The sequence below is a fragment of the Myxococcus sp. MH1 genome (assembly GCF_059738865.1).
This window is the reverse complement of sequence record NZ_AP026947.1, coordinates 6,326,383-6,343,158: the sequence shown is the minus strand read 5'-3', so window position 1 is coordinate 6,343,158 and position 16,776 is coordinate 6,326,383. Positions and strand designations below refer to the sequence as shown.

Genomic DNA, 16,776 nt, shown 5'->3' with positions numbered 1-16,776 from the left:
ATGCAGGGCTCGGCCTCATGCACATCCCAAGACACACCATGAGCGCGGCGATGGCTCGCGCTCGCATCCACGATGAAGACATGTCTGACCTCGCTGGGAGTCGAGGCCGGGGGGGTGTTTCGTCGGTGGCACTTCAACCCGAAGGGGAGAAGGCGCTCATCACGGAATCATCATGACTTCCGCATGCGTGGGGCACCGTCGAGCCCGCGGGACGGCTGAAGCCAGGCTTCCATGAGGTGGGCTCGAATGCCGCGCGTGGGCCCGAAGCGACGCGGGCCCACGCATGACTCCCGGTTTCAGCCGAGGTGCTTCGTGGCGCGTGCCCTCACGAGGCCGAGGACGCGCTGTCGCCGCGCGAGCAGAGCGAGGACGCCGAGCACCAGCATCAGCGACGGTGCGCCGCCGGACGACGAGCATCCTCCTGACTTCCCGGCGGGCGGATCCACCGGTCTGGCCAGAGACCGGATGAACACGCGGCCGGTCGCTGACTCCAGACCATCGCTGACGACGTAGGTGAAGGACACCTGGCCGGTGAACGAGTCGCTCGCCTGGAACCGCAGGTGGGGCGGCTCGCCGGACAGCGTGCCCGAGGCGGGCCGCTCGGTGAGCTCGTAGGTCAACACGTCACCGTCCAGGTTCTCGACGTCGAGCTCGATGTCGATGCTCTCGCCGGGGTTGACGGAGACCTGTTGATCCACGGCGAAGGGCGGCACGTTCAGGAACCGGACGTCGATGGTGACGGTGCCCGTGGCCACACGCTTCCCGTCGCTCACGGTGAAGACGAGCGACTCGTCCTCCCGGGCATTGGGGAAGGGTGTGTAGACGAGGTCCGGCGCGGTGCCGGTGAGCGTCCCATTCCGCGGCTGCGCCACGGAGTAGGTGAGCGCATCTCCATCCACGTCGTGGGCCTTCAGCACGATGGCGACGGAGGCGTCCCGGTCCACGACATAGGACGAGTCCTCGGCGACCGGCGCGTCATCGACGGGATGCACGGTGATGCTCACCCGGACCCGCGCGGACTCGAGGTCGCCATCGCTCGCGGCGTACTCGAAGAAGTCGGTGCCGCTGAAGTCCGGGTGCGGCGTGTACGAGAGGTCCGGCGGTGTCCCCATGAGCGTGCCGTGCATGGGCAGCGGGCCGATCAGATACGTCAGCACATCGCCGTTCTCATCCGTGGCCAGCAAGCGGAGGGTGACGCTCGTGTCCTCGTCCAACTCGACGTCGAGCGGCACCACCTGAGGCGCCACGGGCGCGCGGAGGACCTTCACCCGGACGGTGGCGGTGCTCGCCATGCCCTGGGCATCGGTCGCGGTGAACTGGAAGCGGTCCTCGCCCCGGAACCCGGACTCGGGCGTGTACGTGACGTCGGGCGGTGTGCCCGTCACCGCTCCGTGCGCTGGCCTCTCGCTGACGCTGAACGTGACGTCGTCACCCTCCACGTCGCGCGCGGTGAGCGTGAGGTCGAGCGGCGTGCTCTCCACCAGGTCGTACGAACGGTCCGTCACCTGGGGCGCGGTGTTGTAGCGGGCAGCGCGCGTGAAGACCCGGTGTGTGCCATGCGGCGGCCCCTCGAACCGGGAGTAGGCCACGAGGAACTGCCCGCGCTTCACGGACGTGCCCGCGGCGAAGGTGTCGCTCCACGGCGCGGCGGCCAGGACCTGGGGCGTGCCCGGGGTGCTGTCGAACGCCATCGTCCGGGTGCCATGAATCGTGTTGAGCGTCGAGCCCTCGGGAGGCCGCGAGGCCCAGAGCACGAGCGAGGAGATTCCGTCGGAGACGACCCTCGGACGCTGCTCGAGCGAGGCCTCCACGGGAGACATCTCCCAGGCCGGAGTGTCCAGCACGGCGCCACCGGGGCTCACGCGGGCGGCGCGGACCTGCGAGCCCTCCATCCACGCGACAACATGGTTCGTCCCATCGAACGCGACGGATGGAGCGCGCAGGCCCGGTGACTCCCCGCTGATGGGGAAGGTGCTCATGGCGGGCTGGTTGGGAGACGCCGCCACGCGCTTGCCTTCGACGCGCATCAGGTTCGCGCCCGTGCTGAAGCCCGAGCTGTAGACCAGCAGGAAGTGACTTCCATCGAAGGAGACCGACAGGTCCTGCTCCAGGGGGCCGCGCCCGATGATCTGAGTGGATGAGAGCTGGGAAGGCGCACCTTCATCCGGGCCCACGTAGCTGCCGACGATTCTGTCCCACGATGGGTCGGAGCTCTGGGAGTACCAGGCCACGAAGCACGTCTTCGTGTCGCACGCGAGCCTCGGCCGGGCCGAGGGCCTCTCGTTGGGCTGGAGGCGGAACTCGGGGGTGACGGGGGCCCCGAACGCGGGGACCCGTCGCGCCATGATGTCGACGGTGTCGGAGTCGGTCTCCGTCCAGGTCACCAGGAAGTTCGTGCCGTCGAACGCGACGGCGGGGTGCTGTTGGTCCCTCGCGGACTGGGTGATGGCGAAGCCGCCCGGTGTCAGCTCGACGCCCGCGTCATCCAGGAAGGTGCCGAAGATGTCCGAGCCCTGCGGGAGCGCGTTCGGCTCGCTCCAGACCACCAGGTGGTGATTGCCACCCGCGGCCGGCGCGGGCGAGAGCTGGGGGTTGGACGACGACGAGACGAGGAGATGGTCCTCCAGGAGCGCTCCCGTGCTGTCCAGCCGCGAGGCGTGGAGGGTGGAGTCGGGGGCCTCGAAGTCGCTCTGCCAGACGAGGAGGATGTCCGTGCCGGAGGCCGCCATCGCCTCCTGCAAGAGGAAGACGTTCCCCGGGTTGCGCCGCACGATGTAGCCGCTGGCATCCAGCACCGCGCCGGCCGGAGACACGCGTTTGGCGTAGACGGTGGTGACACGCGCGCTGTTGAGGCTCTGGTCGTCCTGCCACGTCACCACGTAGTTCGTGCCATTGAAGGCGACCTGCGGAGAGGGCTGGAAGGCGGGGGCGTCGTGGAGGGAGAACGGCGCCCCGAGGACACCCTGCGTGGCGCTGACCCGCGCGCCCATGACGTTCTGTCTCCCGCTGTTCTCCGCCTCCGGCTCGGTCCAGACGACCAGGTGGTTCGTGCCATCGGACGCGAGGTGGGGTGGGCTGGCGCGCGTGGCTTCAGGTGCGCTGATGCGGAACGCGCTCCCCTGGGCCTCTCCACGTGTGTTCACCCGGACGCCCCAGACGCCCCGGGACCCGTAGGTGATGAACCCGCCCTGGGGTGTCCAGGTCACTGTCCCGGCGCCGCCCTCGCCCAGCTCCACGCCGTCGGGGTCGAGCACCGTTCCATCCAGCTCCACCCGCGTGGCGCGAACGTGTTCCACCCCCATGTCCGACTCCTCGTCCCAGACCAGCAGATAGCCGTCACCGGTGAATGCCAGGCTGGTCCGCGTGGAGGTGCCGGGCTTCGGGCGGAGCAACTCCCGGTCGGCCCACAGGACCTGTCCATCCGCGCCCACGCGTGTGCCGCGCAGGGGCGCGACGGTGTTGCCGTCGACCGAGGCGTCCTGCCAGACCACGAGGAAGCCCGTGCTGTCCCCGGCGATGGAGATGCCCTGCTGATAGAGCGGCACATGGGAGCCCCGGGTCAACCGGATGCCCGCGGGGTCCAGCACCTCCCCCGAGGCGTTCAGCCGGGTCGCGTAGACCTGCGTCCCTTCTCCGCCTTCCCCATGGATGCCGTGGCGCTCGTCCACCCAGGCCGCGAGGTAGGTCGAGGTGCCCCAGGCGAGGGCGGACTCGGTCTGGCTCAGGTGCGCCGGGCCCCGTCTCGTGGCGCCTGCCGGCCGCTCCGTGGAGAGCACGGGCCCCGACTGTGGCGTGGCACCCCACGCGCGCCCCTGAACGCCCGACACCCCGAGACAAAGGACGAACGCCGCGATGGCTCGCGTTCGCATCCGTGACGACCACATGGTTGACCTCGAAGGGAGCCGAGGCCGGGGGGGCTTGCGTCATGAACGGACGTCGGACGTCCGCGTCGCACGCGAATCCGCTCGAGGGCTGTCCTCACCTGGAGAAGAACGACGGGCCGCGCGAACGGGGCGTGTCCGCGCGGCCCGTGGTGGCGTCAGCCCTGGATGAAGGCGAGCAGGTCCTCGTTGATGATGCCCTTGTTGACCGCGCACATGCCGTGGCTGAAGCCGGGGTAGACCTTGAGCTTCGCGCCCTTGACCAGGGTGGCGGTGAGCTTGCCCGCGCCCTCGAAGGGGACGATCTGGTCGTCATCACCGTGCATGACCAGCGTGGGCACGTCGAACTTCGCCAGGTCCGCGCGGAAGTCCGTCTCCGAGAAGGCCTTGACGGTGTCGTACTCGGCCTTGATGGAGGCCATCAGCCCCTGCATGACGAACGTGTCACGAAGTCCCTCGGAGACCTTCGCGTTCGGGCGGTTGAAGCCGAAGAACGCCAGGCTCAGCTCGCGGAAGAACGACGCCCTGTCGGAGCGCACGCCTGCGCGGATGTCGTCGAACACCTTCATGGGGAGCCCGTTGGGGTGCCAGTCCGTCTTGAGCATGATGGGGGGCACGGCGCCGATGAGCACCGCCTTCGCCACGCGCGAGGTGCCATGCCGGCCGATGTACCGGGCCACCTCGCCACCGCCCGTCGAGTGGCCCACGTGCACGGCCTTGCTCAACCCCAGCGCCGAGGTCAGCTCCGCGAGGTCGTCCGCGAAGTGGTCCATGTCATGCCCGCTCCACGGCTGTGACGAGCGACCATTGCCCCGCCGGTCATGCGCGATGGTCCGATAGCCGCGGTCCGACAGGAACATCATCTGGTCCTCGAACGCGTCGGCCGACAGCGGCCAGCCGTGCGAGAAGACGACGGGCTGGCCATCCCGGGGGCCCCAGTCCTTGAAGTAGATCTGCGTGCCGTCGCGGGTGGTGAGGTAGCTGCCGGAGATCTTCCCGGCCCCTGTGGACGCTTGTGTCGCCATGGCATGTCCTCGCGTTTCGGGTGGGTGCAACCGTCGCGAAGATGGGGACCTGAATCAGGGGACGCCATTGAACCCGGGCGCGCGGACGGACGGCGATTCGGGTGCCAGGCGGAGGGAGCCGACCAGGCTGGCCAGCAGGGGAGCGCCTGGGAGCGGACATCCGATGACACGGAAGGATGCAGGCCGCGTCGGCGGTGCTACCCTGCGCCGCGATGAAGAAAGTCCTCGCGGCTCTGGCAGTGGTCATCGTGTTGGCGGCGGTGGCGGGTGTGGGTGCCTTCGTGGTGATGGAGGGGGCGGTCAACAAGGCCGTCGCCGCTCCGGGTGCGCCCGTGGTGGAGTTCACCGTCCCAAAGGGAACCTCGGGCAGGGGCCTGGGCGGCCTGCTCGTCACGCAGGGGTTGCTCTCGGACACCAGGGTCTGGCGCTACCACCTGTTCCGTCGGGGTGGGTTCTCGCCCAAGGCGGGGCGTCATCCGGTGAGCCCGTCCATGACGGTGGCGGAGCTGGCCAAGGCGCTGGAGGGCAACCCGCTCCCGGACGACATCCCGTTCGTGGTGGTGGAGGGCTGGCGGCTTCGCGACACGGACGCGGCGCTCGTCGCGGCGAACCTCATCAAGCCGGGCGAGTACATCGCGGCGGCCAGCAACCCCAGCCGCTTCAAGGCGCCGTTCCCGCTGCCCGTCACCACGCTGGAGGGTTACCTCTACCCGGAGACGTACGGCATCATCCCAGGGGACGTGGACGTGGAGGACCTCATCCAGCGGCAGCTGGACGCCTTCGCCGCGCGCTTCTACACGCCGAACAAGGACGCCATCGCCAGGAGCGGACGCTCGCTGCACGAGGTGGTGGTGATGGCCTCCATGCTGGAGCGCGAGGAGCCGGTGCCCGCGCAGCGTCCCCTGGTGGCGGGCATCCTCTGGAAGCGCGTGGACAAGGGCTTCCCGCTCGGCGTGGACGCGACGTCGCGTTACGTGCTGGCGCAGTGGAACGACCGCAAGGAGTTCCTCAAGCGCCTGCGAGACCCCGAGGACCCCTACAACACGCGGCACCGCAAGGGCCTGCCGCCGGGTCCCATCGGCGCGCCCACGGTGGAGTCGCTCCAGGCCGCGATGGCGCCGAAGCCGAGCGAGTTCTGGTACTACCTGCACGACGCGCAGAAGAACCTGCACCCCTCGCGCAACGCGGACGAGCACGAGGCGCTGCGCAAGAAGTACAACGTGTACTGAGCCTGGATGGCGCCCCCCCGCCGAGGAGGCGGGGGAGCGGTGCCTCGGCTCCATCTGTCCTCGGGTGGCCAATCGCTGGCGCACCTGTTGCTCAGCGACCTCCCTCGTTGAACACGAGGGAGAGGTGCCGTGCGGCGCAAGACAGTCGGGGCGGTGGGGTGGGGGCTGGGTGTGGCGCTCGGGCTCCTGGGTGGGTGCGGGCCTTCCCAACCAGGGGAACGGAGTGCCACTCCTCCGGTGGAGTCGTCCCCGGACACGCGCCCGGAGTCGAGTGACGAGGAGCTGGTCACCCGGACGGTGACGTTCGGCGCGGGCGCGGACACGCACGTGGTGGCGACGTCGCCGACGACGAGCTTCGGCTCCTCGCCCACGCTGGAGGTGGACCGCGCTCCCGAGTCCGAGGCCTACCTGCGCTTCTTCATCGAGCCCTTCTCCGGCACGGTGACGACGGCGCGGCTGCGGGTCTTCGCGGTGGATGGCTCGGTCGATGGCCCCACGGTGTACGACCCGCCCGGCGTGCGTTCGTGGAACGAGCTGACGACGTGGAGCAACCGCCCGGACTGGGGCGGGTACTGGGGCGTGGTCAGCGCGGGCGCCGTGGCCAGCGGCACCTGGATGGAGCTGGACGTCAGCGACATGTCCATCTCCCAGGGCAGCTACGTGGACGTGTTCCTGCGCGCGGACAGCACGGACGGCATGACGCTCGCGTCGAGCGAGCACCCCGACCCGGCCCTGCGTCCCCAGCTGGTGCTCACGTTGGAGTCCGCGTCGGACCATCCGCCGCCGCGCCCCGTGCCGCTGACGGTGTCCGGTGCGCCGGTGTCCTTCGCGCCGAGCGCGGACACGTTCGTCTCCGAGGATGCGCCGGGCTCCTCGGAGGGTGGCTCGGCGCGGGCGCTGCGCGTGGGCACGAGTCCGGGGCGCGAGGCGCACCTGCGCTTCTCCGTGACGGGGTTGACGGAGACGGTGCAGCGCGCGGTGTTGCGCTTGCGAGTGGCCGCGGACGGTACGGAGGGCGGTCCGTCCGTCTTCGGGACCCAGGGCACGTGGAGCGAGTCGGGCCTGACGTGGAGCACGCGTCCGGCGCGGGTGGGGGGCACGTTGGACCGGGCGCCGTTCCTCGCGCCCTATGGCTTCGTGGAGTACGACGTCACGAACCAGGTGCGTGGCAACGGGGACGTCACCTTCGGGCTGTATGGCAATTCCAGGGACGAGGTGACGTTCCACTCGCGCGAGGCCGCGGACCTGGAGCCTCGGCTGTTCGTGTGGGCGGGTGCGTCTCGGAGCGAGCCGGGCGATGACTGCATGACGCGACAGGAGGTCATCGCGACCACCATCCCTCCGCTCCATGACACGTATGCGACGCCGGAGACGCCGTCGACGACGTACCACCGCGAGGCCTCGCTGCGCGTGGATGGGGCACCTCGAGCGGAGGGCTTCCTGGACTTCGACGTGCAACTGGGCACGCAGCCCGTGCGCCGGGTGCTGCTGCGCCTGTATGCGCTGGATGCGTCGGCGAATGGACCGCAGGTGTTCTCGGCGCGGCCGTTCGACGAGGCGACGACGGACTGGGCCCATCGCCCCGTCGTGAGCGGGAGCGCCCTCGCGAACCTGGGCGCGGTGACGCGGGACTCCTGGGTGGAGATCGACGTGACCGATGTGGTGACGACGTCGGGGCGTCATGCCTTCGCGTTGGTGCCGGACTCGGCGGATGGGTTGCGCTTCGCCTCGTCCGAGGCCAGCGAGCGCGGCATCCTCGACGCCGCGCCCCAGCTCGTCGTCGTCAAGGACGCGGCGCCGCGCTGCTCGTACCGGGGCACCCGGCCCTCGGGGACGACGGCGTGGGTGAAGCAGTCCACGGCGGCGGAGGCGGAGCGCTCGCACCACACCGCGCCCGCGCCAGGCGGGGGCTTCGTCGTCCTCAGCCACCAGGAGCAGACGCGGGATGCCCCTCCGTCTGCCGAGCGGACGGACGTCGTCACGCTGCACCGCGCGGACGGGAGCGTCGTGTGGACGCGGGCCTTCACGCAGGCGCAGGTCTCCTTCTCGAGGGTGGCGGTGACGGCGCGGGGACACGTGCTCGCCGCCGGCTCCTACGCCGGGACACCGGACCTGGGGACGGGCGCGCTGCCCCAGGGCACCGGCATGTTCGTGCTGGAGCTGACGGCGTCGGGCGCGGTGGCGTGGGCGCGGGGCTACACCGCGTGGTTCCAGCGGGCCGACGAGCGGCTCGACAATCCGATGCAGGTGCTCGACCTGGCCACGGACGCGCAGGGCGGCGCGGTGCTGGTGGGCACCTTCTGGGGCTACACGGACTTCGGCGCCGGGCCCGTCTACTCCGGCAAGCCGTTCCCCTATGACGACACGTATCCGAACTCGTACGTGCTGAAGCTGGACGGGCAGGGGGGCTATCAGTGGGCGAAGCTGCTCCTGGCGGACACGCTGCGCGGCACGGAGGCGACGAGCGTGGCGGTGGACGCCGGAGGGCAGGTCACCGTGGGCGGCTGGGCGGGGAGGGCGACGGACTTCGGCGCGGGACCGGACGCGCGAATCGGTCCGTTCGTGGCGCGGTGGGACGCGAGCGGTGCGCTCGGCTGGGTGCGCGTCATCCCGGTCTACTTCAGCAGCCTGCGTGCCCTGGCCGTCATGCCGGACGGCGGTGTCGCGTTCATCGGAGACTTCGGTGGCCGCTTCGACTTCGCGGGCCAGCCCTACGCCAGCCGCGAGCCGGACGAGTACGACGGCGGGCCTCGGGACACGATGCTCGGTCGGCTGGGCGCCACGGGGGCGGACGTGGTGCTGCGCACGTTCCGTGAGCTGACGTTCCAGGACCTCATCGTGGACGCCCAGGGGCACCTTGTGACGACGCAGGCGGGCGGCGGGAGTCTGCTGGGCCTGGGAGACGTGGGCCCGTCGGAGTCGGAGGCGCCGTACCGGCCCACGGTGGCCAGCTTCACGGGCGCGCTGGAGACGCGCTGGGTCCGGGTGTTCGACCTGCTCCCGTCGAACCTCCTGCTCACGCCGCAGCCGGGCGGCATCCTCTTCACGGGAGACCTGGTCAGCGCGTTCGAGGTGGATGGCGTCTGGTACACGCCGACGTCACGCCGCTCGGACGTGTTGCACCTGCTGCTGCGGCCCTAGCGAGGCTCGAATCTTCGTTGCGCGGGGGACGGGCGCGGGCACCCACGGTGGGGCTCGCGCCCGCACGCGTTGGCGCACCTGTTGCTTTCCCATCGCAATGGCAGCACGCGAGGGAGAGATGACGTGAATCGGTGGACAGTGGGAGCCGTGGGTGGGGGTCTGGGAGTGGCACTGGTCTTCCTGGGTGGGTGCGGGGGTGCCCAGGAAGGTGTTTCGGTTTCACAGACGGAAGTCATCGAGCAGGAGCGTGACGCGCTGGTCACGCGCACGGTGAGCACCATCGCGATGGCGGACACGCATGTGTCCGCCGCGCAGCCGACGTCGAGCTTCGGCTCATCACAGACACTGGTCGTGGGGCGCGCTCCCGAGTCGGAGGCGTACCTGCGCTTCTTCGTCGACCCCATCCCGGAGGGGCGCATCACCACGGCGAGGTTGCGGGTGTATGCGATGGAGGGCTCCTCGGATGGGCCCACCGCCCATGGGCCGGGCGTGTACCGGAGCTGGAACGAGGAGACGACGTGGAACACGCGGCCCGTGCACGCCACCTCGTGGCTCGCCACGTCGGCGGTGGTGCCGGATGGCTCGTGGATGGAGTTCGACGTCACCAACGTCCACGTCGGTCCCAACGCCTTCAATGACCTCTTCTTGAAGGCGGATGGGGACGACGCCGTCACCATCGCCTCCAGTGAGCATCCCGACCCCGCGCTGCGCCCCCAACTGCTGCTCACCGTCGAGAGCGCGCCGGACCACCCCACGAACCCGCTGGTGCCCCTCGCGGTGGCCAGCCCTCCGCTGACCCTGGTCGCCGTCGCCGACACGTTCGTCTCCGCCGACGCGCCGACGTCGTCCGCGGGAGGCAGCGCCGACACGCTCGTGGTGGGCAATGCCCCGGAGCGCGAGGTGCACCTGCGCTTCAACGTCCAGGGGCTGCCGGAGACCGTGCAGCGCGCGGTGCTGCGGCTCCACCTGGGGTTCGACGGCACGACGGGCGGCCCGTCCGTCTTCGCGACCCAGGGCCCCTGGAATGAGGCGAGCGTCACCTGGAGCACCCGCCCGACGAAGACGGGCCGTGAGCTGGACCGCATGCCGTTCCTGGAGCCCTGGGGCTATGTCGACTACGACGTGACGGCGCACGTGCGCGGCAATGGGAGCGTGACGCTGGGGCTCTACGGGAGGTCCGCGGACGCGGTGACGTTCCACTCGCGCGAGTCCGACCTGTCGTCGGCGAATCCTCCCCAGCTCCTCATCTGGACGGGGACTCCCCGCGAGGCGCCGATGGATGCCTGCCTCACACGCCGCGAGCTCCAGACGACGACGGTGCTCCCGCTGCATGACACCTATGTCGACGCGCTCCACGGCACCCGGACGTTCCATCGCGAGGCGACGCTGCGCGTGGACGCATCGCCGGGAGCCGTCAGCTACCTGGACTTCGACGTGCAGCCGTTCCCGGGACAGGTCCGCCGTGTGCTGCTCCAGCTCTACGCCCTGGAGGCGACGGGCAGCGGCCCGCGCATCTTCAAGGCCCGGCCCTTCGACCCGTACACCATCAACTGGCACCAGCAGCCCACCACGCTCTACCCCTTCGGAGACCTGGGCCCGGTGAAGAAGGACCAGTGGGTGGAGTACGACGTGACGAGCGAGGTGACGGCGCCGGGTCGCCACGCCTTCGGGCTGGTGCCGGACTCGTCCGACGGGCTGAGCTTCGCCTCGGTCGACGCGCACTGGGGCTATATCCTGCACGCCGCGCCCCGGCTGGTCATCGTCACGGAGAGCGAGCCGTTCTGCTCGTATCGCGGCACGAACCCCGCGGGAGGGACGCTGGAGGGCACGCAGGCCGGCCGTCCGGAGGCCGAGCGTTCGAGGGACACGGCGCCCGTGCCTGGTGGCGGCTTCGTCGTGTTGAGCGCGGTGGAGCAGACGCTGGACAGCACGCCCTGGTCCTCGCAGACGGACGTCGTCACGCTGCACCGTGAGGACGGCGGCGTCGCGTGGTCGCGCGAGTTCGCCCAGCCGGGTGTGGAGCTCCGCAAGGTGACGGTGACGACGCTGGGCAACGTGCTCGTCGCCGGTGAGTACCGGGGCGCGCCGGACCTGGGCAAGGGCCCGCTGCCCCTGGCCGGGAACACGGGCCTGTTCGTGATGAAGCTGACGCCGTCGGGAGCGGTGGACTGGACGCGCGGCTACACCGCCTGGTTCGACGACGGCACGGTGCGCCACGAGAACCCGATGGCGGTGTTCGACCTGGCCACGGACGCGCATGGCAGCGCGGTGGTGACGGGCAGCTTCTGGGGGAAGACGGACTTCGGTGGCGGGGAGCTGCACTCCGGCAAGACCTTCCCCTACGACGACTCCCGCCCGAACAGCTTCATCGTGAAGCTCCAGTGGGATGGGGCCTATGCGTGGGCCAGGACCCTCAAGTCACCGGGCATCCGAGGCGCCCAGGCCACGGCCCTCACGGTGGACGCGCAGGAGAACATCACCGTGGGCGGCACCACGGGGCAGGGCATCGACTTCGGTGATGGCCCCGTCTACCGCAATGGCCTGTTCGTCGTGCGATGGAGCCCGAGCGGCGCCTATCAGTGGTCCCGGGGGATGGGCGTGAACCACTCCAGGATGACGGGGGTCGTCGTGCTTCCGGACGGCGGCGTGGCCTTCGCCGCGAGCTTCGAGGGAGGCCTCGTCTTCGGTGGGCGCACCTACCTCAGCAAGGAGCCGGACGAGTACGAGGGAGGTCCCTGGGACGCGGTCCTCGGCCGATTGAGCGCCACGGGCGAGGAGGTGTCGCTGCGGCACTTCCAGCAGACGCCCGCTCACTCCAGCTTCTTCCACGACCTGGTACTGGACGGTGCGGGCAACCTGGTGGTGTCGCTGGGGGGCTTCGGCGGGCTGCTCGGGCTGGGCGAAGTGGGGCCGCCGGGCGTCACCTCGCCGCCGCGTCCGACGGTGGCGAGCTTCACGGCCTCGCTGGAGCCGCGCTGGGTCCGCGTGCTCGACGTGCTCCAGTCGGACCTGCGCCTGACGCCCGCGGGCGAGGGCGTCATCGTCACCGGTGACTTCGCGGGGGCCTTCGAGCTGGAGGGCACCTGGTACACCTCCATGGCCCAGCGCTCGGACCTGCTGCACTTCAAGCTCCGGCGCTGACCCGCAATCCCTGACGTGATGTTCGCGACCGCTCGGTCCGCTGACCGGGCGGTCGCATTTTCATGTCAATCGTAGACACTGCGAGTGGTCCAATGACTCACACGCGTTGGCGCACCTGTTGCTTTCCCAATTCAGTGGCAGCACGCGAGGGAGAGGTCACGTGAAACGGTGGACAGTTGGCGCAGTGGGTTGGAGTCTGGGAGTGGCACTTTTCTTCCTGAATGGGTGTGGAGGTGCCCAACCAGGAGCAGGGGTTGACCCGGAGACGGGGAGCCACGAGCAGGAGCTCGTCACGCAGACGGTGGCGATCGTGGCGGCGGCGGATACGTATGTGTCGGCGGCCTCGCCGGCGACGAGCTTCGGCTCGCAGCCGACGATGGAGGTGGACCAGTCACCCGAGTCGGAGGCGTACCTGCGCTTCTATGTCGCTCCGGTGGACGGCACCATCACCACGGCCCGGTTGCGGGTGTATGCCTTGGATGGCTCGGCGGACGGGCCCACGGCGCATGACCCTCGCATCGGGGGGCGGGCCTGGAACGAGCTGACGACCTGGAACACGCGGCCGACCCGGGATGGGTTCTCCGCGTTGAGCAGCGCGGGGGCGGTGGCCAGTGGCACGTGGATCGAGCTGGACATCACCGGGATGCACATCTCCACGAGCGCCTTCACGGACGTCCACCTGGTGGCCGACAGCACGGACGGCGTGACGATTGCGTCGAGCGAGCATCCGAACACGTCACTGCGTCCCCAGCTGGTCCTCACCGTCCAGTCCGCGGACGACCACCCCCCGCACCCCGCGCTGCCCATCACGGTGTCGAGCCCTCCGGTGGTCTTCACCGCGAGCGACGACACGTATGTCTCCGCCGACGCGCCGACGTCCACCGAGGGCGGTTTCGCCACGGACCTGCGGGTGGGGCAGTCGCCCGACCGCGAGGTGCACCTGCGCTTCGACGTGCTGGGCCTGACGGAGTCGGTGCAGCGCGCGGTGCTGCGGATGCACGTGGGCCTGGATGGGACGACGGGTGGACCGGCGGTCTACGCCACGCAGGGGCCCTGGAGCGAGATGAGCGTCTCCTGGAACACCCGCCCCACGAAGGTGGGCGCGGAGGTCGACCGGCTGCCCTACCTGGCGCCATCCGGGTACGTGGACTACGAGGTGACGGACCTGGTGCGTGGCAACGGCAACTTCACCTTCGGCGTGTACGGGACGTCGGGTGACGCGATGCTCTTCCACTCGAAGGAGTCCTGGTCCGGGGGTGGAGGCCCGCGGCTGCTGGTGTGGACGGGGGCGCCCAGGGCCGCGCCGACGGATGCGTGCATGACGCGTCGGGAGCTGCTCTCGAAGGTGAGCGAGCTCCGGCATGACACCTATGTGAGCGCGGAGCGTCCGACGACGACGTTCCACCGCGAGGCGTCGATGCGCGTGGATGGCTCGCCGGGGCTGAGCGGCTTCCTGGAGTTCGACGTCCAGCTCGACGCGACGCCGGTGCGCCGCGTGCTGCTCCAGCTCTACGCCCTGGAGGCGACGGACAACGGGCCGCTGCTCTACCAGGCGCAGCCGTTCGACCCGGCCGCCGCGACCTGGCAGCACCCGCCCGCGGTGACGGACCTGGTGGGGGACGCGGGCGCGGTGAAGAAGGACCAGTGGGTGGAGTACGACGTGACGAGCGTGGTGACGGCCTCGGGGCGGTACGCCTTCGGGCTGCTCGCCGACTCCTCCAAGGGATTGAGCTTCGCGACGGGGGACGCGAGCGCGAAGGGGCTCCTGGACGCGGCGCCCCGGCTGGTCGTCGTCACGGAGAGCGCGCCGTTCTGCTCGTACCGGGGCACGCAGCCCTCGGGGACGACGGCGTGGGTGAAGCAGACGAACAACGCCTCGGCCGAGCGCGCGCGGGACACGGCGCCCGCGCCGGACGGTGGCTTCGCCGTCGTGGGCACGCAGGAGCAGACGCGGGACGGCGAGTCCTGGGCCGAGCAGACGGATGTGGTGACGCTGCACCGGGCGGATGGCTCGGTGGCGTGGCGACTGACGTTCGCCCAGCCGGGCGTGGAGTTCCGCAAGGTGACGGTGACGACGCTGGGCAACGTGCTCGTCGCCGGTGAGTACCGGGGCACGCCGGACCTGGGCAAGGGCGCGCTGCCCCGGGGCACGGGCATGTTCGTGATGAAGCTGACGCCGTCGGGCGCGGTGGACTGGACGCGGGGCTACACGGCGTGGTTCCGCATGGACGACGAGCTGCTCGACAATCCCATGTTCGTGCACGACCTGGCGACGGACGCGCACGGCAGCGCGGTGGTGACGGGCGGCTTCTGGGGGAAGACGGACTTCGGTGGCGGCGAGGTCGACGCCGGCAAGCCGTTCCCCTACGACGACGAGTACCCGAACTCCTTCGTCCTCAAGCTCCAGTGGGACGGCGCCTACCAGTGGGCGCGCGTGCTGAAGACGAGCGCCATGCGGGGCACCCAGGCGGTGAGCGTCGCGGTGGACGCGCAGGAGAACATCACCGTGGGCGGCTGGGCCGGACCGGGCACCGACTTCGGCGCGGGCGCGCTCGCGCGGGGTGGAGTGTTCGTGGCGCGCTGGAGCGTGACGGGCGACCACCAGTGGCACTGGCTGCTGCCGACGTCCTACGACACGGTGTTCGCGGACCTGTACCAGGTGGCGGTCTTGCCGGATGGGGGCGTGGCCTTCACGGGCGACTTCGACGGCCGCTTCACCTTCGCGGGGACCCCGTATGTCAGCGCGGAGCCGGACGACAACTACGATGGTCCCCGCGAGGCGATCCTCGGCAGGCTCACCTCCACGGGCGCGGAGCTGACGCTGCGGCAGTTCCCGCTGAGCACGACGAGCTCCTATGGCCTGGGCTCGCTGGTCGCGGACGCCAACGGGAACCTGTTCACGGTCCAGGCGGGGCACGGCGGCCTGTTGGGGCTGGGCTCCGTGGGGCTGCCGGAGACGGTGGCGCCACAGCGACCCACCGTGGCCAGCTTCTCGTCGACGCTGCAGACGCGCTGGGTGAGGGTGTTCGAGCCGCTCCAGTCCCCCCGGCTGACGGCGGTGACGGGCGGGGTGGTGCTGACGGGGGACCTGGGGGGGGCCATCGAGCTGGATGGCACCTGGTACACGCCGACCTCCCGCCGGCTGGACCTGCTGCACGTCAAGCTGAGGCCGTGAGCGACGGGTGACTCCGGGGCTGTGACCGTCCGTGCTTGTCCGGGCGGGCGGTCACCTGCCCGGGGTGCGACGAGGCGAGCCACCTGTCCATTGGCGCGCGTTCGTCATGTTCGCGGGGGATGGTCTCTTCCTGCTTCCCGGGAGCGGGATTCGCGATATGGACGGAGGGGTACATGACTCCTTTCCCCAAGAAGCTCCAAGATCGTGCAGAGGCCCTCGAGGCCGCGGATGAGCAGCTCACCACGTTGGACGAGGACGGCCTGTTGGCCGCGCCCGTCGATATCTTCTCGATGCTGCGGGATGGCATCGACCTCCACGAAAACCTGAAGGACACCTCCCGGACGTTCGCCTCGAACGACTGCGTGGTGGTGACGGGGAACGTGGATGTGGAGACGCTGGTGTTGAAGGGGCCGGGCGGGATGCTCGTCCTCGGTGACCTGCGGGTCGGCACGGCGGAGCTGCACGCCAACGTGCTCGTGCTGGGGAACTGTGAAATCTCCGAGCGTGTCGTCGGACACGACGAGCCGCACACGCTCACCGTCCTGGGCGAGGTCCAGGGTGGCCGGGCGGAGATGCAAAAGCAGTTCATCATGCAGTTCCTCGGTGGCGGCAAGCTGACGGCGCTGGTCGACAGCGAGGGTGGCGCGGCGGAGCTGCTCGAGCTGCTGAGCGGCGCGGGCAGTGAGCTGGAGGTCGACGAGGTCGACCCGTAGTCGTCGTGCAGGCAGACCGCCGGGACGCGCAATGCGTCCCGGTGGCCCTGCTCCGAGGTGTCAGGCCGCCACGCCGAGCAGCTCGCGGAGCTGACGCAGCATCTCGATTTCGCTCGGGTGGATGTGCCCGTCGCTGGCGATGAGGTCATGCGCCGCGTCGATGACGGCCTTCGGGTCGGCCTTGAGGATGCCCAGGTTGGGCGCGGGCAGCGGCGTCCCGTTCTGCAGGCACTTCGCCAGCTGCTCCAGGTCCGGCAGGGGAACGCTCATCCCCCGGGCCGTGGCCATGATGTGGTCGATCTCCTCCCGGCTGACCCCCTCGTCTCCGCTGGCGACCTGGAGCAGCAGCTTGAGGACTTCAATCTGGAAGCGGGCGTCGGGGCTTGAGGCGGTGGACATCCTTGGTACATCCTCCGAGGTGGGCTCGCGAGTGGGCGCGACACATGTATCGCTCCTACAAGTGCACGGGCT

General features: G+C 70.1%; 8 protein-coding genes. 5 read left to right on the top strand and 3 right to left on the bottom strand.

Going from position 1 to position 16,776, the window contains the following annotated elements; genetic code table 11:
• Nucleotides 1-296 precede the first annotated feature (296 nt).
• Both AC6JA9_RS24485 and AC6JA9_RS24480 read right to left on the bottom strand, forming a co-directional pair.
• Nucleotides 297-3,776: an Ig-like domain-containing protein gene (locus AC6JA9_RS24485; protein WP_497957935.1), complete on the bottom strand. Its 3,480-nt coding sequence runs from the start codon at nucleotides 3,774-3,776 to the stop codon at nucleotides 297-299.
• A 263-nt stretch (nucleotides 3,777-4,039) separates the two neighbouring features.
• Nucleotides 4,040-4,906 (bottom strand): alpha/beta fold hydrolase, encoded by an 867-nt coding sequence (locus AC6JA9_RS24480; protein WP_223747271.1) that lies wholly within the window; start codon nucleotides 4,904-4,906, stop codon nucleotides 4,040-4,042.
• Nucleotides 4,907-5,118: 212 nt separating this feature from the next.
• On the opposite strand from AC6JA9_RS24480, the gene mltG reads away from it, so the two are divergent.
• The 5 genes from mltG (at nucleotide 5,119) to AC6JA9_RS24455 (ending at nucleotide 16,305) form a co-directional block, all read left to right on the top strand.
• Entirely contained in the window at nucleotides 5,119-6,135 is a 1,017-nt protein-coding gene (gene mltG, locus AC6JA9_RS24475; protein ID WP_141330544.1) for an endolytic transglycosylase MltG, read from the top strand.
• Nucleotides 6,136-6,372: 237 nt separating this feature from the next.
• A complete protein-coding gene (locus tag AC6JA9_RS24470) occupies nucleotides 6,373-9,276 on the top strand; it encodes a CBM96 family carbohydrate-binding protein (RefSeq protein WP_497957934.1) in 2,904 nt (967 codons plus the stop codon).
• A gap of 165 nt (nucleotides 9,277-9,441) precedes the next feature.
• Nucleotides 9,442-12,417 carry a CBM96 family carbohydrate-binding protein gene (locus AC6JA9_RS24465; RefSeq protein WP_497957933.1) on the top strand — a complete coding sequence of 992 codons (2,976 nt, stop codon included), beginning with the start codon at nucleotides 9,442-9,444 and terminating at the stop codon, nucleotides 12,415-12,417.
• Nucleotides 12,418-12,718: 301 nt separating this feature from the next.
• Nucleotides 12,719-15,592 (top strand): CBM96 family carbohydrate-binding protein, encoded by a 2,874-nt coding sequence (locus tag AC6JA9_RS24460; RefSeq protein ID WP_408890154.1) that lies wholly within the window; start codon nucleotides 12,719-12,721, stop codon nucleotides 15,590-15,592.
• 173 nt (nucleotides 15,593-15,765) lie between these two features.
• Nucleotides 15,766-16,305 (top strand): hypothetical protein, encoded by a 540-nt coding sequence (locus tag AC6JA9_RS24455; RefSeq protein WP_223747276.1) that lies wholly within the window; start codon nucleotides 15,766-15,768, stop codon nucleotides 16,303-16,305.
• A 60-nt stretch (nucleotides 16,306-16,365) separates the two neighbouring features.
• Here the strand turns inward: AC6JA9_RS24455 and AC6JA9_RS24450 are convergent, their stop codons facing one another.
• Entirely contained in the window at nucleotides 16,366-16,704 is a 339-nt protein-coding gene (locus AC6JA9_RS24450; RefSeq protein ID WP_223747277.1) for a tellurite resistance TerB family protein, read from the bottom strand.
• Nucleotides 16,705-16,776: the final 72 nt, after the last annotated feature.